Here is a 23,533-nt window from a genome sequence, read left to right on the forward strand (position 1 = left end):
TACGAATCATCTAAATATTAGGTTGACGCGGTTTGAACTTGATCACAAGCAGGGTTTGGTCATCATGGAGGATATCACTGCTGAAGTCACTGACATCGTTGATGATAGCACTTTTGATGTCCTCGGCCTCTAAATGATAGGTCTGGGAAAGCATGTATTTAAGGCGATCCTCACCGTACTCATCCTGGCGGGTATTGCGGGCCTCCACAATGCCATCGGTGTAAATCACCATCACGTCGCCGGGGTTGTAGTCATAGTGCAGCCGGTGGATGCGCTTGGCGTAAGAGGCGTCCCTGATAATGCCCAAACCTAAACCCTCTGTCTGAAAATAGAACGTATCTTCTATCATAGAGTTATAGTAAAGCGTGTGGCAATGGCCCGCCCGGGCAAAGGACACGCCCTGCATCTCATAATCAATGATGTACAGCGAAGACGTGATGAAAGAGGTGCGCTCCAGGCAACGGCTCAGGGCGCTGTTGGCCTGGATCATGAACTCATCGGGGAGCAAGTCCTGCTGCATGAGCCCGTGGAAGATTCCCTTCATCTGGGCCATGTGGAACGCCGCCGAGATCCCTTTCCCAGATACGTCACCTATAATGATGGCGATGCGCGATTTGCTCAGTTGCAGGTAATCATAGAAGTCGCCGCCCACCTCTTTGGCCGCCTGAGCGTAGGTGCTGATCTCAAACCAGGTATCGGTGGGGAATTTCTTGGGGTTGAGGCGGTCCTGCACCAAGCTCGCGATCTTAAGTTCCTCTTTGTAGCGCTCATTCTGCAAAGATTCCTGCATGAGCCGCAGGTTCTCAATGGTCAGTACCGTCTGGTTCGCGAAGGACTGCACCACGCTGATGGTGTCTGGGTCAAAGCCCTGCTCCAACTCCAGCAGCAGGTACAGCGAGCCGTAGCGCCTTTTGGCGGAAACCAGCGGCACCACCAACAGAGAATTGTAGAGACTGGAAAGGCTTCTGAATTCGGGCAGCAGGTTCAGGTCTCCATTCACGTACACGCTGTCCAGGTTGGATTGGTCCTGTTCGCGTACGCTGGCCAGCAAGGATTTCACCGTCGCCTGCACCTCAAGGTCAACCGGGCTTCCATTGAACTGGGACGTGTCTACGTGGGTAGTCTCATTTACCTCCAGCCAGGCGGCATCTGCCCCGGTGGCTTTAACGGCGCTCTCAAACAGTATCTTGTAGACCTCGTCCTCGCTCTGGCCTTGTTGAATGGTGTGGCTCAAACGCTGAAAGCTCAGCAAGTCGGCGTTTCTTTGCTCAAAAACCCGAGACGTGGGTAAACTGAACAGGGCCACCAGCAAAGAAAAGAGGGCATACAAAAACACGAAGGCCAGGGTCAGCAGAATGAACGGGTTGTCTGTGTAATCCACTTCCAGGTCAGGCGAATCGGCGTAGACGAACAGGAAATTGGCGAACAGAACACCGGAGGCCAGTACCGCTGTAAGCAGGAAAATGCAACTCCATTTCTTGTCAAGGGTAAGGAAGGCCACCCAGCGCTGGTGCACGCTCATGTATAGGCTGTAAGCCAGCAGAAGGCCCAGATCCAGGATAAGGAAGACGTGGCGCATGTACTGCACGTTGAGCAGGGGCACCAACAGAGATAGGTAAACCAGGATCTCAAACCACTTCCATTGGCTTTGGACATCCTTGGTTTTATGGTACAGGATAAGCTGCCGCCAGGTATAGAATGCCTTTCCCAGAAAATACACCAGAAATCCGAAGAAAACCTGATAGAAGATATCCAGCAGGTAAGGGCTGTTCACATAGTGTTGGTTAATGCTAGGGTACCCAATATGAAGGAGCAGGCAGAGGTACGCGCCCAGGCCGCCTTTCACAAACAAACCCCAAAGAGGAGAGGTGAACTCGGCGCTCCGCTGGATCTGCACGTGCGTGCGCTGATGCAAAAAGACAGACAGGATAAATACCACCGACAGCACGTTGCTCAGGTACTGGGTAGCCGCGTTTGCTTCGCCCAAGTACCCTTGCCGGGCCAGAAATAGCACGTTCACCAACAGCAAGACCCAGCTTACACTTCCGGTTAAAAAGCACAACTGTTTAATGGTTTTGTCTTTGGGCATTGGAGAGATTGCCTGCGGGTGATGGCTATGTATTGGCTGTGGGTGAATACGAGAATTTCTTAAAAGTAACTAAAAAAAACTTATGTTCTTCATGCAGCGTTTTTGCCAGGTTTTCCTTGCGGATGCATCAGGCTGAATGACAAAAGGTTGCCCTGAATTACAGGAGACAGATTAACCAGCATAGGGTAAATCTATATAGGAAACGCTAAATCTAAGACAATGATTCACCGGAAAGTTGCCTGATCAAAGGTTTGTGTCTGCCTCTTTTGTTTGTGATGATGCAATTTGTTGATTTAAAATGATTTAGTGATTGGGAGTAAAGACATAAATATAAAAAGGATAAGAATGAGATAGGCTTCTGGAAAGGAGGTAAGCAGAAAAGTCCCTGAGATTTGCCCAAATAATGCCTGAGGTTCAAAAGCTAAGTTATGCTTTATGGACTTTTTCATACTGAGGCTATCACCGCCTGTAAAAACAGCACAAGCACTAGACTGCACAATGCACCGCATCAGCGCGGTTATAAGCTCACTTTCTAGTTTGGCTTGTAAGAAGGGAGGAAGTATGCCTTGCTTAATATAGGCATCTTCGTTGGTTGGTCCAGTTTCTAAGTTTCCGGCATTGGCTGTTTTGGGGAAGTTTTTATAAAAAGAAGCTGTAAACAGCAGCAGGTTTAAATTTGGACCAGACTTCCTTTAAACGAATTTTGCTCTGCCCAAAAGAATCGGACAGAGCAAAATAGAAATTGGATATGATTAGAAGGGTAGGTTTCCCCTTGCAGATTAGCGGCTGTAGTTAGGTGCCTCACGGGTGATCTGCACGTCATGCGGATGGCTCTCGCGTAGACCGGCCCCGGTGATTTTCACCATCTTGGCTTTCTTCAGGGTTTCAATGTCTGGAGCGCCGCAGTAGCCCATACCGGCTTTGAGACCGCCTACTAGTTGGTAGAGCACTTCGCCGGCCAGGCCTTTGTACGGCACGCGGCCCACAATGCCTTCGGGTACCAGTTTCTTCACGTCATCCTCGGCATCCTGGAAGTAGCGGTCCTTAGAACCTTCGCCCATGGCCTCAATAGAGCCCATGCCGCGGTAGGTCTTGAACTTCCGGCCTTCGTAGATCTGCATGTCGCCGGGAGCTTCCTCGGTTCCAGCCAAGAGTGAACCGATCATGATGGTGCTGGCACCACCCGCGATGGCTTTCACCAGGTCACCGGAGAACTTGATACCGCCATCGGCGATTACTGGTACGCCGGTTCCCTCCAGGCCTTTTACGGCTTCAATCACGGCGGAAAGCTGCGGAACGCCAATCCCGGCAATGATACGGGTGGTACAGATAGAGCCAGGACCCACGCCTACTTTCACGGCATCGGCGCCGGAGTCTGCCAGGGCACGGGCACCTTCGGCGGTAGCCACGTTGCCGGCAATCAGATCTACTTTAGGGAAAGCGTCTTTAATTCTGCGTACAGCGTCCATCACGCCTTTGGAGTGGCCGTGGGCGGTATCTACACTGATCACGTCTACGCCGGCATCCACCAAGGCGCCCACGCGGTCCAGCACATCCGGGGTCACACCAACAGCGGCACCAACGCGCAACCGACCGAACTCGTCTTTGCAGGCATATGGGCGGTGTTTTCTCTTCAGGATGTCTTTGTAAGTGATGAGGCCCACCAGTACGCCTTTGTCGTCAATGACCGGCAGTTTCTCGATTTTATACTCCTGCAGGATGTCTTCGGCTTTGTCCAGTTCAATGCCTTTAGGGGCAGTTACCAGCCGGTCTTTGGTCATGATTTCAGACACTTTCACCGAATAGTTCTTCTCGAACCGAAGGTCGCGGTTGGTGATGATGCCTACCAGTTTCTTGTCTTCAGACACAATGGGAATCCCGCCGATGCGGTGTTCCTTCATGATTTGCACCGCCTCACCCAAGGTGGCGTGCTCGTCCAGCGTCACCGGGTCCAGGATCATGCCGCTTTCAGAGCGTTTCACCTTGCGCACCTGCTCGGCTTGCTGCTTGATGCTCATGTTTTTGTGGATGAACCCTATGCCGCCTTCCTGCGCCATGGCGATGGCCATGTCTGCCTCGGTCACGGTGTCCATGGCCGCCGACACAATAGGAATGTTCACCCGGATGTTGCGGGTTAGCTGGGTGGAAGTATTTGTATCTTTAGGAAGTACCTCTGAGTAGGCGGGTAATAGCAGAACGTCGTCGTAAGTCAGGGCTTCGAACAACAGATTGGGAGCGTGAAACTGCATGGCAAATAGCGTATATGGTATTTGCCACGTAAAATTAAGGGAAAAGTTGAATATCCTAGTGTGTGAGGAAAAACTTTCTTTCAGGCAGGTGCCATTTAGTGCCTTGTTTCCTTAAAAGAGGCCAAAAGCGGTATGGTTTAGTATACCGGAAAAGCAGGATCTACTTCCTGCGCCCAGGCATGCACGCCGCCTTTAAGGTTGAGCAGATTGGTGAAGCCGTGGCGCTGCTGGAGGAACATGAGGGCCTGGGCACTTCTGAACCCGTGGTGGCAGATGAGCACCGTGGGCGTCTCTTTGTCCAGGGTAGGGGCGGCCTTGGGGATATCGGCCAGTGGTATCAGTTTGCCGCCCAGATTACAGATGGCCCATTCTGCCGGTTCGCGCACATCAATGAGTTGCACCGGTTCCTGGCGGTCTAAACGTTCTTTCAGTTGCTGGGGCGTTATCTCTGGAAGCATACGGCAAAGATAGGGCTAAATAATTTGGCGATAATACCCGCCAGGCGCGTAAACCAACGTCCAGGCTTCTATTTTTGTGCACTTTACTTCAGAAGCTTTCTCTATTTTGGCCCTGTTTTCCTAAATACAGGCTTGAAACAGAAAAGGCGGTACTTACTCTTTTATGGAACTTCTCTCCCCAAGCCAATGGGATTTGGCTACCGTCACCGAGATTGTGGGCGTGATCACGGGTTTGCTCTGCGTGTGGCTGGCCGCCCGCCAGAACATCTGGACCTTTCCCATCGCGCTCATCAGTGTGACGCTTTACATCGTGATTTTCTATGAGGCCCGGCTTTACGCCGATATGGGTTTGCAGGTGATGTTTGCCGGGCTCAACTTCTACGGTTGGTACCTATGGTTGTACAAAGGAAACCAGCGCGAGGAGCGGCCGGTCTCCCGCATGACCTCCCGCCAGTGGGTGTGGCTAGGGTTGTTTGTGCCTTTGTTCACCCTGGCCCTGGGAACCTACCTGCACACCAACACCGACGCTGACCTGGCGTATTGGGATGCCGGCACCACGGCGGTGAGTTTGGGTGCCCAATGGCTCATGAGCCGGAAGAAACTGGAGAACTGGCTTATCTGGATTGTGGTGGATGCCGTGTACGTGCCCATCTATCTTTACAAAGAGCTCTACCCAACGGCCGTGCTGTACTTCCTGTACCTGGCGCTGGCGTGGTGGGGCTACGTAGACTGGAAGAAGGATCTGCAGCGGTCACGGCAGGAGAAAGTGCCTTCCCCGGCCATCGGGTGAGGCTTTTATAGATAATTTTGCCTTGATAGCAAAAAAGTCACATTTTTATTTGCTTAGTTGATTTCTTTACACCTACATTTGATTTGTCTATCTCCGTAGTCCCCATGATGCAAACATTTATCCGGTACCTGCTTGTGTTTATCGCTACCCTCCCGGTAGTAGGTGGACAGGCGTGCGCCGCATCTATGGGCGAGACGGTAGTAAATAACCCCGCTAAGCAGGCTGAAGCTTCCCTGAAATCTTCAGCTACTGAGGCATCCCTGTTAGTCTTCAAACAAGCGTTTCTTAACGAAGTATCCTCTGAAGAAGAGGTAGTTGTGCACGTGACAGGGTTTGATTCTCCACTAGGCCAGCCTACCCATACCTTCTTCTCCGGTTTATCCTTTACCCAGTGGCCATCGGCTACGGCCCAGGTGTCAGGAACAGGAACGGATACAACAGCGCAGTTGCCGCTTTATCTTCGTTACCACAATCAAAGGCTATAGGCCGAAACCTCCTTCTTTTCTGGAATAAACCGTTGCGTGCTTCTCAAGAGCATTGCCCGGAATAATCATATCTATATCAATCTATTTTTGGTTGGTTGTCCACGCTAAAACAGGCGCAAAGAAAGGTTAGGTGTGCTTTGAAGTTTGCATATCGGCAAGTGCTTCGGCAAAGCATTTTACTACACCTTATAGTATTCCTGAACTCCTGTAAGTAGTCCGAGAACTTGGAGGTGACCTGAGGGTAGCATGTAGAAAGCGACTGTCATCTAAAACCGAAATAGGTACCGGTCAAAGAAGGAATCATAGTAAAAAGAATTTATCGTTTAGGGTCTGTTTTGCGAAAAGCAGGCTCTAAACGGAAAGGAACAGAGGTTGGCGGGAGCCGGAGCTATGGGGATACTCCCGCAGGTGCAATGTCATCTGCCCCGCCAACCTCTCATTAAATAAGCCCCGCTGCCAGCCAAGAAAGTAGGCGGAAACAGAGCCAGGTTCATGAGAGGAGAGCTAGTTTAGTCTGTCATGGTTTCTCCTGAATGCCACCCAGCTGTTTTCGCTTGCTTTTACTGAATATGAACTCAAAATGGCTTTCCTGTCAGCTGGGAGAAAATTGAAAGTAGGTTTTAAACCTGCTAGCGTCCCTGCCTTCGGATTATCAGAATATTTGACTTCTTCTATCTGTACAGGTGTTAACAAAGGCCTAAATAGGGAATAATTAAGCCAGTAACTTGCTGGGATAGCTCATTTCACGGCCATTTCTTCCCGCGATATAAGCAAGAATGGAATGGCCGCGAAATAAGCTTTCATCAAAATTCTTCACAAGTTCTTTTACCTTATTCCAGTTGAATCATTCGCTGGGTTTGGGTAATGCTCTTCAAGCCATCGGTGGCGATAAGCTTATAAAAGTAGACCCCAGCCCTGAGATTGTTTCTGCTGAAACCGACTGAATACGTTCCGGCTTTCTTATTGCCCGATACCAGGGTGGAGACCAGCCTTCCGGAGGTATCATACACGTTGAGGGAAACAACCCCATCGAAGGGAAGTTGGTACTGGATGGTTGTATGCGAGCCAAACGGATTAGGGTAATTCGATAATCTTAATTGTTTTGGTTCAAAAGCATTGGCCTCAGTAAAGTCAAGCTGGGTATTTTGGTTTCTGGATTGGGCTATGGCATCTGAGGAGCAAGACCCTATCTGGTCGCCGTGCTGTAGATGCGCTTTAACGGCCGCCTGGGCAATACAGATCATCTTCCCTTTGTGGCAAACCAGCACCTTGTCTTCTTTCTTGCCGCATCTAACATCCTTCACAAATACGGTTACCTCATCTGTGCCCGAACAGCCCTGGGCATCGGTCACCTTGAGGGAATAGGTGGTGGTGACGGTGGGGCAAACAGAAATCTCGGCGCTAGTCCAAGTCCTACCCCCAGCTGACCACTGATAAGAGTAAGGGGAAATCCCGCCCGCAGCCCTGGCCTTCAAAGTGGTGCAATGTGCCCCATAGCCGTAAACAACCGTTTTGTCTTCCCCAGCATTGGCAATGCTAGGCTCAAAATTATAGATGGTAGTATGGCCATTGATGCCAATGGTGAAAGCATCTAGGTAGCCAGTAAAGGCACCGCCCCAATAATCAATAAAAGGTGCGAAACGGGGGGAGCCTACATTCACCCTGATGCCGCCAATGCCACCACCTAATGGCTGGTTCACAATTCTGGCCTCGGGGTATTGGCTGATGTAAGCGGCTAAGAGAAGGTACTCACCACCTTTTTCTGGATTGAGCACTCTGGGTGGGCCCAACCACCAGATGGCATGCAGCATATCCCAGGTTTGCCAGGTGTTTTCTACCGTGGGGCCCTGGTCTGGCAGAATCCCGGCCACCCAAGAGCCGGTTTGCCAGCGGGGTTCGAAAATCAAGTGGTCATCTGCTAGGCCATCACCCGTCCTGTCTACCTGCAAAACCACAAAGATATTATCGGTGTCATTGGTGCGGCTCTGGATGTAAGTAGAATATTTAAAAGTAGTGAGAGAAGCCAGAAGCGTGTTATGGAAAGACTCGTTTCTGAAATTCCCGAGGGCACCGGTTTGGGTGGTGTATTCTAAACTTCCCGTGCCAAGTGGTGGATTGGGAGCGTTAGTGGTAATGGCCGTTGTGGTGTTGGGGTAACGTAGGTCTACCCAGCCATTCAGGTTGCAATCTGTTACTGTGATAATGGTTTGGGCCGATATGTTCTGGAAAGAGAGCACCAATAACAGAAGAAGCAAGGTTTTCAGATAAAGTGGTATAAAAGTTTTCATGAGGAGGCAGTAAAAAGTGAAAACAAATAGGAATGTTGAGGCACAAAAAGGCACCGTGAACCTGCTTGGCTGTGCAGGACAAGGAAGGAAAGAAGAGAAAAGGTGAATGCTTACTGCTAATCGCCCAAGTTGAGGTCAGCGGATTTGTCGCCTAAAATTTTGCCTAGCCGAAGGCCTTCGTCTACCGCAATTTTATAATGGATACCCGCGTAAACCCGCGAAATAGCAACTTCTTCGGCTATTTTGGAGAAAGAAGAGAACTGCCTGGCAGCCGAGCCATTCCAGGTGTAGGTATTGTCTGTGACCGGAATGTTGTCGCCGAACTCTCTGGTGAGTACCTGCATTACCCCTCCAACTATGAAGGCCAGGGCCGAAGGGTACTCGGGATAAGGAGGAGTGGGTACCAAGGTCTGCCAGGTAGGATCAATAAACCTATTGATGTAGGTAACCGGACGCATGAGGTTGTAGTGGAACTTCATTTTCCATAAGACAATGATCGCATCTCTATGTACAATCCCGGTTTTAGCATAGATCTGAGCCGCCTGGTCTAGGGTAGCTCCCCGTTCTTTCAGGATGTCTGTGACAATGGAGACTGTATGCCCAGGTACCGGATACCCTTTTCCAACGCCACCTACATCGGCCCAGGAGTTAGCGATGATTTTTTGCTCGGGGGTTAAGGCCTTGGAGGCATCATACACTTCCTTGGCCATCCTATAGAATTCAGACGAGGGGTCTTCTGAATAAGTGAAAGGCAAAGGAGGCAATTCAACGGTTAGGTTGGAGGCTAGAAACGGGCGGGCATCTTTTATCTTGGGTCCGGCGGCGTTGGCAAAGCTGGCGGGGGTTGGTTCCCAGGCTCCCGGAAAGACCGGCGGGATGTACCCAGCGTTTGACAAGATAAAGTTGTCTGTCTTAGACCATTCATGAATGGCAGTAGCAATAGATCGGCCAAAGCTTTGCGACTCTGTAAAGGCGGTTCCAGTGTTTTCGGCCTGTAATCTTTGATTGTAGGCGTTTTCCAGCGAGTCTATACTGGCTTTGCTGGCATCGGTGAGGTTCACTGAAAACAGGCGGGTCAAGCTGGCCAAGGCAGCGTTGGCACTGGCCCGCCACATGTACTCCTTGCCTGGTTGCGCTGCCGGCATTACGGGCATTTGGTGAAGGACAGTAGATAAGCTCGGTGCCCCTTCCATACCAGGCCGAACGGCTTCATACAACCCCACCCCAATGTACCCAAAATTACTGTTGTTCAACAATCCACTTACCGGCGGAATACCATGCAGTTGCATGCGAAGAATCAGTTTGTACCAGTCAAACACGACATCGGCACTTTCCTGGGTAGGTGGTTCTGGATCATCGTCATTCTCATTGCAACTGGAGAGGAGTGAAAACAGGAAGATGAAAAGCAGGCTTAGGGCGCTATTGCTGTTATAAAAAGAAGTGAATCTCATGGTGGTTTAATCATTTAGTGAATGGATGAAATATGATTGAATGTGTACATGCGGGAGGGACAAAGGAGAGCGGATAGGCAGAATTCTTGCAGTTTCTTGTCACCAGAGAGCGCTGTTGATTAACCCTTTGCAGAGAGTTAACCCAGGAGAGGGTAGATACAGAAGTGCTAGCCCTAAACCGTTTTTAGCCTTTTAGGGGCAAAGGGGTAGAGAACTGTAGGTGAGGAAAAGTACTTCTAGCGTGAAGCGGGTTTGCGGTTTTGTTGAGTAGGTACTTGCCTTTGTCAGCTGAAGACCTGAACCATCGGAATGAAGTTCAGATTTACAGGCTCGTGGTGGTGCTTGGTATACCCGGGTATTGTGGCGAACTATTGATATAAAGGTAGCCCATGATGCACCAGAAGGCTGTAACTTTTCATTCAAAGGATGGTAATTTTGATTCAGCTTTAGCAATGATTGGAAAGTTTTACCGCGGCTGAACGGCTAAGTAATCAGAAGGTAAATGGCCGTATTTTTTCTTGAAGCTTTTAGAGAAGTAGGAGGGGCTGCTAAAGCCAGTTTGGTAGGCGATATCGGCTACGTTGCTGTTGTTCTTGTTCAACAACCTTAAGGCCTCGCTCAAGCGGTACTCTATGATAAAGGAATTAGGAGACTTACCAGTGAGATACATCATCTTCCGGTACAGCTGCGATTTGCTGCACCCAAGCGGTTTACTGAAATCATCAATCTTTAAGTTGGTGTTGCTCCACTGAGATTCCAAATAGTCAGACAGCAGACCCAGAAATCTTTCATCGGTTTGGGTAAGGCAAAAGAGTCTTTTTTCTTTCTCCAAGGATTCAGAATTCTGGTGGTTGTATAACTCTTTTACCTCTGAGGATACTACTACCTCGCCTTTGATGACCTGGCACATGCGCTGCGCCAGTTTGATGGTATCTTCAAAAATAGATTTCTGTTCAGTGACTGGTAACCCGGCATGCAAGCCTATCTTGAAGTCATAGTTCTTCCTGTCTGCATGGTTTGCCCCATCCTTTAACGCCAGTTGAATGTCAAAGGCGGCATGGACGGCATTTGAAACCGATTTAAAGGAAACCAGGAAGAAGTCCTCGGTTTGTTTCACCAGGTTGCCCCCGTAAGTCTCCAGCAGTTTAAGAATGGCTTCTTTGTGGTGATGCATTAGTGCTCTTTCTGGTGAAGCGCTGCTTGCTGCCGGTTCCAACTGCTTGAAGACAAGCATCATGATTGTTCTTAAGGCCGAGTCATCAATGATGTTGAGATCTGTGTCAGAGGTCTTTTCTGGGTCGTCAATTCTGCCCAGAAAGGATTCTACCAGGCCGGCGTTCACTTCTATGATACTGTTGGGGATTTGGCCGTGGGCCTCATTGTGCAGTTCCTGAATGGCTTGGGCGTTGGGCGCCTCAATTAAACAGAACGCATTCTTCCTGCTTTCATCATACCAATAGGTGAGAACCTTGCAGCCATATTTGTCCTGTAACTTCAGGTCTTCCTGATGAATATGGGCTACCGTTTCTGCGGTCACGGTTTCAGGGACATCGTGCCGATCCATGTAAAGTGCCATCTGAATAGCTTGTAAATTGTCTCAAATGTGGGTGATTGAGGTAATTTATCTCAACTTTCATGGGCCCTGTTGCTGGTCCCTTTTCGTTGCACCTTGCGCGATTCTATTGGGGGGTGTTTTGAGCCTGATTTATTAAAAAGGCAGTAATTTCTTGCCTGCCTAAGGCTGTCTTCCTCTATTTCCAGAAAGCTCAAGCCCGTGCTCTTTCCTGGGTTCAGGTATTATACCAGAAGGTAGTGGTTTTATTATGAATTTTCAATTATCGCGTTGAATAATTTAAGGCAAATGCATGGCAAGTGAGATCGTGCTCAGCTTAGACTAGTTTATGCTACGGTTTCTGGGAAGGTGATTTCCAGCGAGTGGCGGTTTTTCTGTACCTGGTACTGTACTTCCCAGCCGTAGAGATGACAAATAGTGCGCACAATGGCCAGGCCCAAACCTAGAGAGGGAGAGTAAGCGTCTGCTTTGCTGAAACGCTCAAACAACAGCGACGGCGCATAGGGCAGGGGCTTGCCGGAGTTGGAGACCAGCAGTCGGTTTTTGCCTATCTCAATGGAGATACAACCGTGGGCATTGTTGTGCTTGATGGCATTGCTGAGCAGGTTGGAGAGCAGGACGTCTACCAGCGCCGGGTTAGCCGACACCTTGAGGGCAGCGGTCTCTTCCAGGGTTACTTGTAGCTTTTTCTCCAATAAAAAATCCTCCAGTAAGTCAAGTTGCCTGCACAGGAAAGCCGTTACGCAGACAGTCTCGGTGTGGATGAACTGCCGGTTCTCAATCTTGGTAAGCAGCAGCAGCGTCTGGTTCAGTTTGGAGAGTTTCTGCACCGCCGTGCCGGCCGTCTGGATGTGCCTCGCCTGCAACTCAATCAAGGCCAGGTCCTGTAAGAGTTCATCCAGCTTGTTCTGCAAAACGGCCAGTGGGGTCTGCATTTCGTGCGAGGCGTTCTCAGAGAACTCTTTCAGGGCCAGGTAATCCAGGCGGGCTTTCTCGGTGAGGCGGGAGAGCGCGGTATGCATTTCCTGGAACTCTTGGGTAGCCGAATCCTGAAGCTGCAGCGGCCCGGGCTGGTGCACCGAGAAATTCTTCACTGCCTCCAGGGTTGTGTAATAAGATTGCCACACGGTGCGGTGAATGCTTCGGTTCATCAGAGTGAGACAGACCAGCAACAATCCCATCACCAGCACCAGAATGCAGCCAATGGTCATGATGTATTCTGAGTGCTGCACCACCATCTGCCGGAGCACAATGGCGTACGAGTGCCCGTTGATGTTCCGGACGGAGCGTACCTGCCGGAAGGTTTCTTCCTCGCCTTCCACCTGGTCAAACATGGTGGTGTCTGTGATGGTGAGGCCCTGAGGCCGATGCACGGCCAATTGGGTTACTTCCAGCACCGGAAACAATTTGGTGGGGGTATGGCCCCGGGTTAATTGCCGAGCAATGCGCCGCTCGGTATTCAGGAGCTGTTCCTCGGCTTCGTAGTCAATATTGGCCGTCAGGAAGAAGTACAGCAGCACGCCCGCCACCAGAAACAGCAGCGACGAAAAGAGAATGTAGGTGCGGTTTAACTTCTGCAGCAGTCTCATGGAGCCGCAAATTTGTAGCCTACCCCGTACACCGTCTGCAGGTAATCTGTACCCCCGGCCTGCACAATCTTGCGGCGCAGGTTCTTAATGTGGGTATAGATGAAGTCAAAATTATCGGCGGAGCCGGAAAGGTCACCCCAGATGTGCTCGGCTATGTTCTCGCGGGAGAGCACGCGCTGCTTGTTCGTGAGGAAATAGAGCAGCAGGTCATACTCTTTTTTGGTGAGGTCCAGTTCCTGGCCGTGCACCCGGGCTACCATGGCATTGGGCACCACCTCAATCTCGTTGAACACCACCGAGGTGGAGCCGCTGAACTTGCGCCGCCGCAGAATGGCGTTGATGCGCGAGTTGAGCTCAGCCAGGAAAAAAGGCTTGGTGAGGTAATCGTCGGCGCCCAGGTCCAGCCCGTTGAGTTTGTCGTCCAGGGAGTTCTTGGCCGAGATGATGAGGATGCCGGTGTCTGGATACGTTTTTTTCAGCTTGGGCACCAGGTACAGGCCATTTCCGTCGGGCAGGGTGATGTCCAGGATGAGCAGGTCATACTGGTAGAGCGTCAGCTTCTCCTCGGCGACGGAAAAAGTGGGCGCCTCCTCGCACACAAACCCTTCTTTCTGAAGATAGCTGGAAGTGGTGCTGAGCAGGTTGGCTTCGTCTTCTACAAGAAGTATTTTCATTTCAGATTAAAACATCAAGCTACAACCCAATTCTGAAGAGATTCTGAAGCCAGCCTTCCCCGCGTTTTACGGCCGATTTTCCAATTCTTGCAAAGAAACATAAGGTTAAGTTAAATGAAGGACTTTCAGAAGCCTGCCGGCCAAAATAGAGTAGGTCTTACCCATTTTGGAAACCCTTATTTTTGGTTTATGTTCTCTGTAACCATTTGTCCCTTAGTATGTTAAGATGACGTTGGTGAGATTTGGAATATATTTCCTATAAATGGCCCAAAAACAGGATTCCTACAGATTCTCTTTCTTCCTTTAGGAATTAACAGGAGACTTGGGCGCCTGTTTTGCTTCGGCCCGGGTTCCTATGCCTTGCACCCGTGGCAGGGCGTGTTTATGAGCATTTACTTTATAGAGGGAAGTAGAAAGATGGACAATTTAGAAGCGCAGAGCCAGGAGGAAACCCGCGACGAGGTTTTCAAAGAGGACATTAAGGAGGCCGCTGATTTTGCCTTCAGCTCCAAGGTGGCCAAGGTGTTTGATGACATGGTGAGCCGGTCTGTGCCGTTCTACAGCGAGATGCAGCGCATGATTGCCGAGTTGGCCGCCGATCACGCCCAGGAAAACACCAACGTCTATGACCTGGGCTGTTCTACGGGTACCACCATGATGGGCATGGACGCCATGATGGCCCCCGATGTACGGTTTGTGGGCGTGGATGATTCTGTGGACATGCTGGCCAAGTGCGATGCCAAACTGAAGGAATTGGGCGTGGTGCGCCCCTACAGCCTGGAACTGGCCAACCTGCAGGAGAACGTGGAGATCGGGAACGCCTCGGTGGTGGTGCTCTGCCTTACGCTGCAGTTCATCCGACCCATCCACCGTGACAAGCTGGTGAAGAAAATCTACGACGGCCTGGTGCCCGGCGGTGTGCTTATCCTGGTGGAGAAAATCCTCACAGAGGACAGCATGTACAACCGTGATTTCATCAAGTACTACTACAAATACAAGCGGCGCAACCATTACAGTGAGATGGAGATCTCACAGAAGCGCGAGGCACTGGAAAACGTGCTCATTCCCTACAAACTCAGCGAAAACATCATGATGCTGCGCGAGGCCGGCTTCTCCCAGTGCGAGGTGTTTTTCAAGTGGTACAATTTCTCCGGGCTCATCGCAATCAAGAAGTAAATGGTTTCTATTGGTAATTTCTTTTTCAAGTACAGAAATGTGCTTTTCATTTTCCTGTATCTGGCCCTTTTCATTCCTTCGCCGGATATCTTCAGGCAAGAGCATTTTGGGGAGTATTATTACCTGTGGCCCATTCTTCTGGGGCTGGTGGTGACTGTTGCGGGGCAAGCCATCAGGGGCGCCACCATCGGGTTGGCGTACATCATCAGGGGCGGGAGGGACAAGAAAGTGTACGCCGAGGAACTGGTGACCCAGGGAATTTTCAACCATTGCCGCAATCCCTTGTACGTAGGCAACATTCTTATGCTGGTGGGCGTGGGCATTCTCTCCAACTCGTTGCTGTACATGGCGGTGCTCATTCCGTTGTTTTTGTTCATTTACCAGGCCATTGTGCTGGCCGAGGAGAATTTTCTCAGGGGCAAGTTCGGGGCGGCGTTCAACGCGTACTGCGCCCGGGTGAACCGCTGGCTTATCAATCCCAGCGGGCTGGGAGAGACGTTCCACAGCATGGAGTTCAAGCCCAAACGCTGGCTTCTGAAAGAGTACAACACCCAGTTTGTCTGGCTTTTGGGCATCACGCTTATTCTGTTGCTGTATTATCCGCAGCTCACGGGCTTTGACCCGCAACTCAGAAATATGCTATTGGCCTTTGTCATGCTTGGGCTGGCCGCCGTGTACTTTACAGTGCGTTACCTCAAGAAATCGGGCCGGTGGGTAGCCGATTAAGATAGTCCTTTGGGAAGGCTTGGAAAAGGCAGTTTTCAGGTCTAGAGTGAATCTGCCAGGAGCGGGCACCGGGTTGGGTTAGTGTCCCTTTTTTGGCCTGAAATTAGAAAGTAAAGAAAAAAATGAGGTCCAGGGCAACCCTTTACTTTTTTCTAACGATATGCAGTAGGTTAATTTCTCATCCAACTGTGAACTGCATATGAAAAACATAGTACGTATTTGGCTTGCCCTCACCATGTGCTTCGGCCTGACTAGTCAAGAGGTAATGGCGCAGGAGGCGGATTCCCTTAAGAAATACCAGGCCCCGGTAGTGGCGCAGGATACCTTAAAAAAGTACCAAGACTCGGTGGCCACGCCGGTAAAGAAGTCGTTTTTCAAATCAAAGGCCTTTAAAGCCACCATTATCCCAACTGTTCTTATTGCCTATGGCCTGAGCACCATTGGGGACCGGGGTATCTACAGTAGCATGGATGCAAAGCGCGACATCCAGAAGCATTTCCCTAATTTCCGTACCACCATTGACAACCCCTTGCTTATTGCGCCCTACGTGGAATTGGCGGCGGCCAACCTCTTCAACATAAAGTCTAACCACGATTTTCTGAACACCACCATCTTGATTCTAAAGGCCGAGGCCATCTTTGGGCTCACCGTCTTCACGCTAAAGCAAACCACCAACCAGGTGCGGCCAAACGGGGAAAACGACCAATCCATGCCCTCGGGTCACACGGCCCAAGCCTTTTTGGCGGCCTCTATTCTTAACTCCGAGCTGAAGCACAAAAGCCCTTGGTACGGGATTGGGGCCTACACCATTGCCACCAGCGTGGGCGCATTTAGGATGCTCAACAACAAGCACTGGCAGTCTGATGTGTTTGTGGGGGCGGGCATTGGCATGCTTTCTTCGCACTTGGCGTACCTATCGCACCGGAACCGTTGGGGCCGGAAACCTTCCATCGTGCAGCTGTCGCCGGCCTACATCTACGGGGTACCGGGTTTTGCCTTCTCCATGAACCTGGACGATTACAAAAACCGGAAAAAGAACCCTGCTTATTACACCACCAGCCTGAATTAATATCCCCTTAAGGATTTTCTCTGTGATGACTTAAAACAGGAAAACCCGCTGCTTTGGCGGCGGGTTTTCCTGTTTTAAGGTGGTCTGCCTTGCAGTTTCCGGCCTGATTTCCAGAAAAAGGGGCAAAAACTACGCGATCGGTTGGCCGTAATCAAATTTTACCCTTTGATTTGCACCCTTATTGCAGCCGGGCATCTATGCGTAGCTGTTTCACTATCCCCTATCCCCACCATGAAAAAATTAGTACCTGTTCTCCTGCTCCTGCTTACGCTTTGCCTCTCAGAGGCTACGGCCCAGAACAACCGCCGCCATGACACTAACTACAACGGCTGGTTTATGTATTACGGCACGCACAAGCTCACCGATAAATGGGGTCTGCACACCGAGTTCCAGCTGCGGCGTTACCACGTGGTCTCAGATCCGCAGCAGGTGATGCCCCGCGTGGCCCTGGTGTATAACCTCTCAGACCGCGCCTCCCTTGCCGCCGGATACGCCTACGTGCACACCTATCCGTACGGCGACAACCCTTCTGCCGATGACTTCCCCGAGCACCGCACCTATCAGCAACTGCAGTTGAAAGACCAGCAGGGCATTTTTGCCTTGCAGCATCGTTTCCGGTTGGAGCAGCGCTGGATCAAGTTTGCCGGTGCCGAGGACTACACATACTTAAACCGGGTACGTTACCAGTTCCGCACCAACATTCCGTTGGCGGGGCCTACGCTGGAAGACAAAGAATTCTACCTGGGCTTGTATGATGAGGTGTTCGTGAACTTCGGGCCCAACGTGACCAACAACATCTTTGACCAGAACCGCGCGTACGCCGCCCTAGGCTACCGTTTTCACAAAGACGCCATGCTGGAAGTAGGGTACATGCACCAGCACGTGGCCCAGCGCAACGGCGTCTGGTTTGAGAACAACCACACACTGCAGGTAGGCCTTACCTATAACCTGGATTTCCGGAAACAGACTACCGCCGCCCAGTAACCCATTTCCTGACCGCTGCCTACCCGGCTTTAACGTGAGTGCCTCTTTCCCCAGATGCGGAGCGTTTCACCAGAAGAGGGTAGGCCAGCGTATATATTCTGTACATTCATTGGTGGAAAGTTCTGTTTCGGGGCCGATTTTTAAAAACCGGCCCCGAAACTGTTTTCCCCTAAACCGCAGCAGTTTGGTAAAAATAGCCATCACCGGCCCAGAAAGCACCGGAAAATCGACCTTGTCAGCGCAACTGGCGCAGCACTACAACGCGCCCTGGGTGCCCGAGTACGCCCGAACTTATTTGGATCAACTGGAAAGGCCCTACGCCGCCCCTGACCTGGAAGCTATCGCCCGCGGACAGCTGGCCCTTTGGCAAGCCGAGGAAGCCAGGAACCCGGAGTTGCTTTTCCTGGACACTGAGTTGCTGGTGCTCAAGATCTGGTCTGAGCATTCGTATGACATCTGCTCGTCTTTCATTCTGGAAAACCTGCGGCGGCAGAACGTAGACCTGTACCTGCTTCTGGACATAGACCTGCCCTGGACCCCAGATCCGCAGCGCGAGCATCCGCACCTGCGCCAGTTTTTCCATGACTGGTACAAACGTGAGCTGGACCAGATAGACGTGCCTTACGTAGAGATATCCGGCTCCGCCGAGGAGCGCCTGCAGAATGCCATCAGGGCCGTAAACCAGGTGCTTCATCCTTAATTCCAACCTTCCGCTATGAAAACAACCTTCCTGGAAAACGAATACGTACGCGTGGGCGTGAAAAGCGCAGGCGCCGAATTGTGCAGCCTGGTAAAGAAAGACGGCAACCGCGAGTACATCTGGCAAGCCGATGCTTCTTTCTGGAACCGCCACGCGCCGGTGCTTTTCCCTATTGTGGGCCGCCTGCCGCAAGACCAATACCTGCACCAAGGCAAGACTTATAAGTTGCCTCAGCACGGTTTCGCCCGGGACCAGGAGTTTGAGTTGGTAGAAGAGGGGCAAGATAGGTTGGTGTATGAGCTCAAAGCCTCAGAGGAAAGCCGTCAAGTGTACCCTTTTGACTTTGTGCTGCGCATCGGCTACACCCTGCAGGACCAAACCTTGGAGGTGACCTGGCAGGTGCACCAGGCCGGCGAGGGCGAGATGCTGTTCTCCATCGGGGCGCACCCGGCCTTCAACGTGCCCATGCAAGAAGGAGACGCCTTTGAAGACTATTACCTGGAGTTCTCCCAACCCGAGCTGTTGTCGCGCTACCTGCTGGAAGACGGCACCGGGTTGCAGAACGGCCAAACCGAGCCTGTGCTAGACAACATGGCCGTGTTACCGCTCCGCTACGAGCACTATGAAAAAGACGCGCTGGTGTTCAAAGCCTTCAAATCAGAGCGCGTGACCCTCAAAACCGATCGTCACCCGCACTTCGTGCAGATGCAGTTCGCCAATTTCCCCTACCTGGGTATCTGGACCAAACGCGTGGGCGCGCCCTTTCTGTGCATTGAACCTTGGTACGGCATTGCTGGCAGCGTCGGGGACCCCATTGAACTCAGCGAAAAAGAAGGCATGCAATCATTGGGCACGAACGAAACCTTTGAAGCTACTTACACCATTAGCGTAGGCTAACCTGTTTCTGGGCGATTTTTCGCAGAATAGACCTGAAATGGTGAACCCCCTGCTTCAGGAGTAAGGAAGGTTGGACAAGGCTGGAATTGAGCGTAGCTTTGTGTCTGGCTGCCCTTTATAAGCGGCTTTTTATCTATTAGCAAAGCAACATGGAAGTAAAAGACAGCAACGGCACCCTGCTCCAAGAGGGCGACTCGGTGACGGTTATAAAAGATCTGAAGGTAAAAGGCTCTTCCGCTACCATTAAAAGAGGTACGGTGGTGAAGAAAATCAGGCTCACCGATGACGCCGAAGAAATTGAAGGCCGCGTGGAGAGAACCGTGATGGTCTTGAAAACCTGCTTCCTGAAAAAAGTATAGAAGAAACAGAAAAGGCGCCGATCAGCGCCTTTTCTGTTTCTAAAGCTTATTGCGGCGCTACATTGCCCTGCTCATCCAGCGGAAGAAACGGGTTGAAGGCCACTTCCCAGAGGTGGCCGTCTGGATCAGAGAAATACCCGCTGTAGCCGCCCCAGAACACTTTCTCAGGGTGTTTTAGAATGGTGACGTTTTTGACTTCCAGCCCCTGGAAAAGCGCATTCACCTCTTCCTCGCTGCGCAGGTTGTGCGCCAGGCTGAACCCTTTGAAGCCAGTTCCTTCCGCAGAAACGTGGGCGTCTTTGGCCAGTTCCTCCATGGCGAAGAGCGCCAATTGCAAACCGTTGAGCTGGAAAAACGTGATGCCCTCCTGGCTGGCGGACGTGCGTTCCCACCCGAAAACGGATTCATAGAACTGGGTAGCGGCCGCTACACTGGACACGCCTAAGGTAATAATGGTGATTCTGGGTTGCATCTGTTTGGCAAGGATTATTGATTGGTGGGGAGAAAAACGTTTACGGGCTGATTCTGCTAAAATGGGCTAAAATCAGGAGGCGGGTAAAATGCTTAACTGCTGCAGGAGCTTTCTGGTGATGGTTTTGCGGCATGCCGCGAAATTCTCGGTTGGGGTCTGGACATCCTGGCGCAGCCGCGTCGCGAAGAAGTAGACGTTGTCTTTGGTCTCCACGTAGCCCACGTACCAGCCAATGCGCTCGCCGTCGTGACTGGTCAAGCCGGTTTTGCCGCTGAGCGTGAAGGCCGCCGTTTCCTCTGCCACCATCATCTTTTTCACCTTCTTGATGTTCTCTTTGGAAAAGGGCAGCTTCTCCTGGTAAAACTTCTGCAGGAACTGGATCTGCGCCTTGGGCGAGAGTGCGAAATCACCGTAGTTCCAGAAATCGGCGCCTTGGGCATGGGTGAATTTGCCGTTGCCGTAGCCGCAGCGCTGGAGATAGTTTCGGTATTTGTCCGGGCCAATCTGCTGGGCCAGGCGCACGTAGAACCAGACCGTGGAGTTGGCGAAGGCGTGCTTCATGTCGGTGTCGGCGTTCCAGGCCGGGACGCTCCGCTCTTGGCCGTCCCATTTCAACACCTCGTTTTCGTCCCGCACTGCTTTTTCCTCCAGAAGAATAAGGGAATTCAGGATCTTGAAGGTAGAGGCCGGCAAAGTGGCCCGGTTTGCCTCCTGCGGGTCACTGAAGGTCCAGCGGTTCTTTTTCAGGTCATACAAGGTGAAGCTGCCTTCCAGGCCGCATTCTTTGAACGGTTTCTGCAGGTCCTGGCCAAAAGACAGGCAAGGCAACAGCAGCGCCAAGAGCGCCAGAGAGAGCAGGTGTTTCATAAAAGAGGCGATTCTTAAAGTGAGAGAATTCCCGCTAGTTTACTCAAATAACTGACATCGGTGGATGATGGCTGCTTTTTTCTTCTGGCCAAGGAAAGACAAATTCAGCTTCGGGAAGGCTGCCGCCGGCGTTATGTTCTTTTTTATTGGCTGTACAAAAACAATTGGCAGGGTAGGAGGTTTTCTGGTTCAGCGGGGCAGAAAACCAGAAAAGGTATCTCTGGTGCGGGTGGCTAAGCGCACGGCTTTCTTGGAAAGCGTAAATAAAAAATTACTTTTGTTAAAAACTGTTCATGTCTTCCTTTCCGTCTTTTCTGGCTACAAGTTCCAATGCCATGCACCGAGAAGCTAAAAATTCATTTGACAGAGTCTACTACGTGATAGAGCACAACCCAGACCTCAACGTCATTGACACCAGATGGTACGGGTACGCGTCCCAGAACGACTTGCGCAAAGCCTGCGAAATTGGGCTTGAGATACTGGAGAAAACCAGGTGCCCCTACAAACTGAATGATAACAGTGACTTGACCGGACCCTGGGCCGATGCCGTGGCTTGGCTGGAGAAGGATTGGCTGCCAAGGGCCATGCAAGCCGGTCTGCGTTATCTGGCCCACGTAGCCAATGAGCACTCTTATGGGGAAACCGGAGGCCAGGTCATGCAGGTGAGCAAGATAGGCCGTCAACTGGATTTCTGCACCTTCACCTCCCGCCAGGATGCCCTGGCCTGGCTCAAGGCTTGTCAGCTAAAAGAGAACAACTAAGCAGTTCCGCATCCCAAGCGTTTTGCGGGTGTTTTCCAGAAAACAAGGCCTAAACAGAAGCTACCGTTGCCGGGCTAGGGGCACATCGGCTGTCTCGGTTTCTTCATTTACCAGGAAGAGCGTGCGGGTAGGGTAGGCAAACTCAATGCCCCGGTTCTGGAACTCCTCATAGATTTTGAAGTTGATGTTCTGCTGGATGTCCATGTACTTGTTATAGGAGTGGCTCAAAACATAGTACACCACCTCGTAGTCCAAGCTGGAGTCTCCATAGCTCACAAAATGGGCGCGGTCAAATTCCACTGGCTCCTGCGCTTTTACTATGTCTTCCAGCAACCCGGGAATGAGTTTCATGGTCTCCAGCGAGGTCTGGTACGTGATCCCAAGTTTGAACACCACCCGCCGCCTAAGCATTTGTTTGTAGTTATGGATGCGCGATTTGGTCAGGTCACTGTTGGCAAACACCAGCAACTCCCCCGAGAGGCTTTTCACCCGTGTGGTCTTGATGCCGATGTAATCCACGGTGCCGCTTTTGTCGTCAATCACAATGAAGTCGCCGGTCTCAAAGGGGCGGTCAAAGAAAATCACGAAGTAGTTGAACACGTCTCCCAGGATGTTCTGCGCGGCCAGCGCGATGGCAATTCCCCCAATGCCCAGACCGGTGATGATAGTGGTGACGTTATAGCCCATGTTGTCGAACAGGAAGAGCAGGCCCACCAGCCAGATCACCGCGTTGATGATGAGCATGAGGCCGCCCAGCTGTTTCACTTTCTCCTCGCCGCGATCCTGTTTTCTCACATACGTCCTGAGCAGCATGAGAATGGTGGTGGAAACCAGGCGCACAAATAGAAACGTGATCACCATGGTGGTCACCACCCCCAATACGTTCTGGGCTTTCTCTGATAAGGTTAGATAGCTGATGCCCGCGTGGATGATGGCAAAGTAGAGCGCCGGCAGCAGGAATCGGTCTACGCCCTCCACCAGCAGATCGTCAAAGTGGGTTCTGGTGCCTTTCACCCAGCGTCTGATTTTCCGGAAGAAGATGTGCTTCACAGACCTGAGCAGCAGTAATCCTATGACAATGGCTCCTAGGGCGACGAGGTAATCAAAGACGCTGTTGTGGTAATAGGTCTGGTTTAATAATCTGTTCATTTCTTCAGCTGGGGGTGCACGGCCGCCCAACTTGCGCCAGGCCGCAGATAGTAAAACAATAACCAGGGTATAGTACGTGCAACCCTTGGCCAGTAGTTATACTAGGCCATTGCCCACGCCAAAGCCCCACACCTCCGGAAGAGCGGGAGTGCAGGGCTCCAGAAGGTCAGAAAAGAATCCGTTTAGGGGTTTGATTTGGCTTTGGCGGCCTGGGCGGCTTTCAGGTCGCAGTTCTCCTTGCGGCGGGTGTCTGTGATGGTGAAGATTTTCCAGCCCTGTGGGGAGCGGTACAGTTGGAAGGCATCTACGCCGCAGTGGCTGAAGGTGTCTCCCACGTAGAAGGCGTACTCGCACCAAAGCGTGGCCAAGTCGCCGTCAATGTTCACTTTCACGTCCCAGATGCGCTCGTCCAACACCTGCGGATGGGGCTGCCCAATCATCTGCACAAACTTGTCCATGGGTGTCTCGCGGGGCAGGACCTGGCCGTCTTTGCCGGCGCCTACTGAAAACAACAGGGCGTTGGATGCCAATACCGAGCGGGCCATGGTGCTGTCGCTTGCGCGCATGCCGTCAAAGAAACGCACCACCGCCGCTTCCACGGCTTTCGCATCTGCTGAGGGCTTGGCCGGTGTGGCTTTTTTAGTCTGGGCAAAGGCCGCTACGCTGAGCAGGAGGCAAAAAGAGAACAAAAGTAGGGCGCGCATAAAGGATCTGTGGTTTTGGTAGG

General features: G+C 51.5%; 23 protein-coding genes. 11 read left to right on the forward strand and 12 right to left on the reverse strand.

Translation table 11 applies throughout. The features are described 5' to 3' along the window. Positions 1–10: 10 nt before the first annotated feature. The 3 genes from FOA19_RS18205 to FOA19_RS18215 all read right to left on the reverse strand — a co-directional run bounded on the left by FOA19_RS18205 (position 11) and on the right by FOA19_RS18215 (position 4,796). Positions 11–2,089 carry a PP2C family protein-serine/threonine phosphatase gene (locus tag FOA19_RS18205; RefSeq protein ID WP_149092273.1) on the reverse strand — a complete coding sequence of 693 codons (2,079 nt, stop codon included), beginning with the start codon at positions 2,087–2,089 and terminating at the stop codon, positions 11–13. Positions 2,090–2,868: 779 nt separating this feature from the next. Then, the gene (gene guaB / locus FOA19_RS18210; RefSeq protein ID WP_149092274.1) at positions 2,869–4,338 is read right to left on the reverse strand and encodes an IMP dehydrogenase; all 1,470 of its coding nucleotides are present in this window, start codon (positions 4,336–4,338) and stop codon (positions 2,869–2,871) included. A gap of 137 nt (positions 4,339–4,475) precedes the next feature. After that, positions 4,476–4,796, reverse strand: a complete 321-nt coding sequence (locus FOA19_RS18215; protein WP_149092275.1) for a rhodanese-like domain-containing protein — start codon at positions 4,794–4,796, stop codon at positions 4,476–4,478. 163 nt (positions 4,797–4,959) lie between these two features. On the opposite strand from FOA19_RS18215, the gene pnuC reads away from it, so the two are divergent. Beyond that, positions 4,960–5,586: a nicotinamide riboside transporter PnuC gene (pnuC, locus tag FOA19_RS18220; protein WP_149092276.1), complete on the forward strand. Its 627-nt coding sequence runs from the start codon at positions 4,960–4,962 to the stop codon at positions 5,584–5,586. A gap of 104 nt (positions 5,587–5,690) precedes the next feature. Beyond that, positions 5,691–6,071, forward strand: a complete 381-nt coding sequence (locus FOA19_RS18225) for a hypothetical protein (RefSeq protein ID WP_149092277.1) — start codon at positions 5,691–5,693, stop codon at positions 6,069–6,071. A gap of 830 nt (positions 6,072–6,901) precedes the next feature. Here FOA19_RS18225 and FOA19_RS18230 read toward each other — a convergent pair. From FOA19_RS18230 to FOA19_RS18250, 5 genes are all read right to left on the reverse strand, one after another. Continuing rightward, positions 6,902–8,326, reverse strand: coding sequence for a T9SS type A sorting domain-containing protein (locus FOA19_RS18230; RefSeq protein ID WP_190300459.1), 1,425 nt, complete (start codon positions 8,324–8,326; stop codon positions 6,902–6,904). A 149-nt stretch (positions 8,327–8,475) separates the two neighbouring features. Then, on the reverse strand, positions 8,476–9,810 hold the full coding sequence (locus FOA19_RS18235) for a vanadium-dependent haloperoxidase (RefSeq protein WP_149092279.1): 1,335 nt from the start codon (positions 9,808–9,810) through the stop codon (positions 8,476–8,478). Positions 9,811–10,276: 466 nt separating this feature from the next. Then, positions 10,277–11,386 carry a nickel-binding protein gene (locus tag FOA19_RS18240; protein WP_149092280.1) on the reverse strand — a complete coding sequence of 370 codons (1,110 nt, stop codon included), beginning with the start codon at positions 11,384–11,386 and terminating at the stop codon, positions 10,277–10,279. 323 nt (positions 11,387–11,709) lie between these two features. Beyond that, positions 11,710–12,972 (reverse strand): sensor histidine kinase, encoded by a 1,263-nt coding sequence (locus tag FOA19_RS18245; protein WP_149092281.1) that lies wholly within the window; start codon positions 12,970–12,972, stop codon positions 11,710–11,712. After that, positions 12,969–13,646, reverse strand: a complete 678-nt coding sequence (locus tag FOA19_RS18250) for a response regulator transcription factor (protein ID WP_149092282.1) — start codon at positions 13,644–13,646, stop codon at positions 12,969–12,971. Before FOA19_RS18250 ends, FOA19_RS18245 begins: the two co-directional genes overlap by 4 nt. Before the next feature lie 417 nt (positions 13,647–14,063). Here FOA19_RS18250 and cmoA point away from each other — a divergent pair, with 417 nt between their 5' ends. The 7 genes from cmoA to FOA19_RS18285 all read left to right on the forward strand — a co-directional run bounded on the left by cmoA (position 14,064) and on the right by FOA19_RS18285 (position 19,557). Continuing rightward, positions 14,064–14,822 carry a carboxy-S-adenosyl-L-methionine synthase CmoA gene (gene cmoA, locus FOA19_RS18255; RefSeq protein ID WP_149092283.1) on the forward strand — a complete coding sequence of 253 codons (759 nt, stop codon included), beginning with the start codon at positions 14,064–14,066 and terminating at the stop codon, positions 14,820–14,822. Between the two features lie 39 nt (positions 14,823–14,861). Continuing rightward, positions 14,862–15,548: a methyltransferase family protein gene (locus FOA19_RS18260; RefSeq protein ID WP_223808974.1), complete on the forward strand. Its 687-nt coding sequence runs from the start codon at positions 14,862–14,864 to the stop codon at positions 15,546–15,548. Positions 15,549–15,747: 199 nt separating this feature from the next. After that, a complete protein-coding gene (locus FOA19_RS18265; protein WP_149092285.1) occupies positions 15,748–16,617 on the forward strand; it encodes a phosphatase PAP2 family protein in 870 nt (289 codons plus the stop codon). Positions 16,618–16,848: 231 nt separating this feature from the next. After that, positions 16,849–17,601, forward strand: a complete 753-nt coding sequence (locus FOA19_RS18270; protein ID WP_149092286.1) for a DUF2490 domain-containing protein — start codon at positions 16,849–16,851, stop codon at positions 17,599–17,601. A 184-nt stretch (positions 17,602–17,785) separates the two neighbouring features. Next, positions 17,786–18,301, forward strand: a complete 516-nt coding sequence (locus tag FOA19_RS18275) for an AAA family ATPase (protein ID WP_149092287.1) — start codon at positions 17,786–17,788, stop codon at positions 18,299–18,301. Positions 18,302–18,316: 15 nt separating this feature from the next. Beyond that, positions 18,317–19,198, forward strand: coding sequence for an aldose 1-epimerase family protein (locus tag FOA19_RS18280; RefSeq protein WP_149092288.1), 882 nt, complete (start codon positions 18,317–18,319; stop codon positions 19,196–19,198). 149 nt (positions 19,199–19,347) lie between these two features. Beyond that, on the forward strand, positions 19,348–19,557 hold the full coding sequence (locus tag FOA19_RS18285; RefSeq protein ID WP_149092289.1) for an alkylphosphonate utilization protein: 210 nt from the start codon (positions 19,348–19,350) through the stop codon (positions 19,555–19,557). A gap of 46 nt (positions 19,558–19,603) precedes the next feature. Here FOA19_RS18285 and FOA19_RS18290 read toward each other — a convergent pair whose 3' ends face one another. Both FOA19_RS18290 and FOA19_RS18295 read right to left on the reverse strand, forming a co-directional pair. Further along, positions 19,604–20,029, reverse strand: a complete 426-nt coding sequence (locus FOA19_RS18290) for a VOC family protein (protein WP_149092290.1) — start codon at positions 20,027–20,029, stop codon at positions 19,604–19,606. Between the two features lie 72 nt (positions 20,030–20,101). Then, positions 20,102–20,896: a class D beta-lactamase gene (locus FOA19_RS18295; RefSeq protein ID WP_149092291.1), complete on the reverse strand. Its 795-nt coding sequence runs from the start codon at positions 20,894–20,896 to the stop codon at positions 20,102–20,104. A gap of 64 nt (positions 20,897–20,960) precedes the next feature. Here FOA19_RS18295 and FOA19_RS18300 point away from each other — a divergent pair, with 64 nt between their 5' ends. Both FOA19_RS18300 and FOA19_RS18305 read left to right on the forward strand, forming a co-directional pair. After that, on the forward strand, positions 20,961–21,248 hold the full coding sequence (locus FOA19_RS18300) for a hypothetical protein (protein WP_149092292.1): 288 nt from the start codon (positions 20,961–20,963) through the stop codon (positions 21,246–21,248). Next, positions 21,232–21,657, forward strand: coding sequence for a hypothetical protein (locus FOA19_RS18305; RefSeq protein ID WP_149092293.1), 426 nt, complete (start codon positions 21,232–21,234; stop codon positions 21,655–21,657). The genes FOA19_RS18300 and FOA19_RS18305 overlap by 17 nt, the downstream gene beginning before the upstream one ends. Before the next feature lie 60 nt (positions 21,658–21,717). Here FOA19_RS18305 and FOA19_RS18310 read toward each other — a convergent pair whose 3' ends face one another. Further along, positions 21,718–22,806 (reverse strand): mechanosensitive ion channel family protein, encoded by a 1,089-nt coding sequence (locus FOA19_RS18310; RefSeq protein ID WP_149092294.1) that lies wholly within the window; start codon positions 22,804–22,806, stop codon positions 21,718–21,720. 182 nt (positions 22,807–22,988) lie between these two features. Continuing rightward, positions 22,989–23,510 (reverse strand): nuclear transport factor 2 family protein, encoded by a 522-nt coding sequence (locus FOA19_RS18315; RefSeq protein WP_149092295.1) that lies wholly within the window; start codon positions 23,508–23,510, stop codon positions 22,989–22,991. Between the last annotated feature and the right edge of the window lie 23 nt (positions 23,511–23,533).

Origin of the sequence: Rufibacter hautae, assembly GCF_008271695.1 — a bacterium.
Taxonomy (GTDB): domain Bacteria; phylum Bacteroidota; class Bacteroidia; order Cytophagales; family Hymenobacteraceae; genus Nibribacter; species Nibribacter hautae.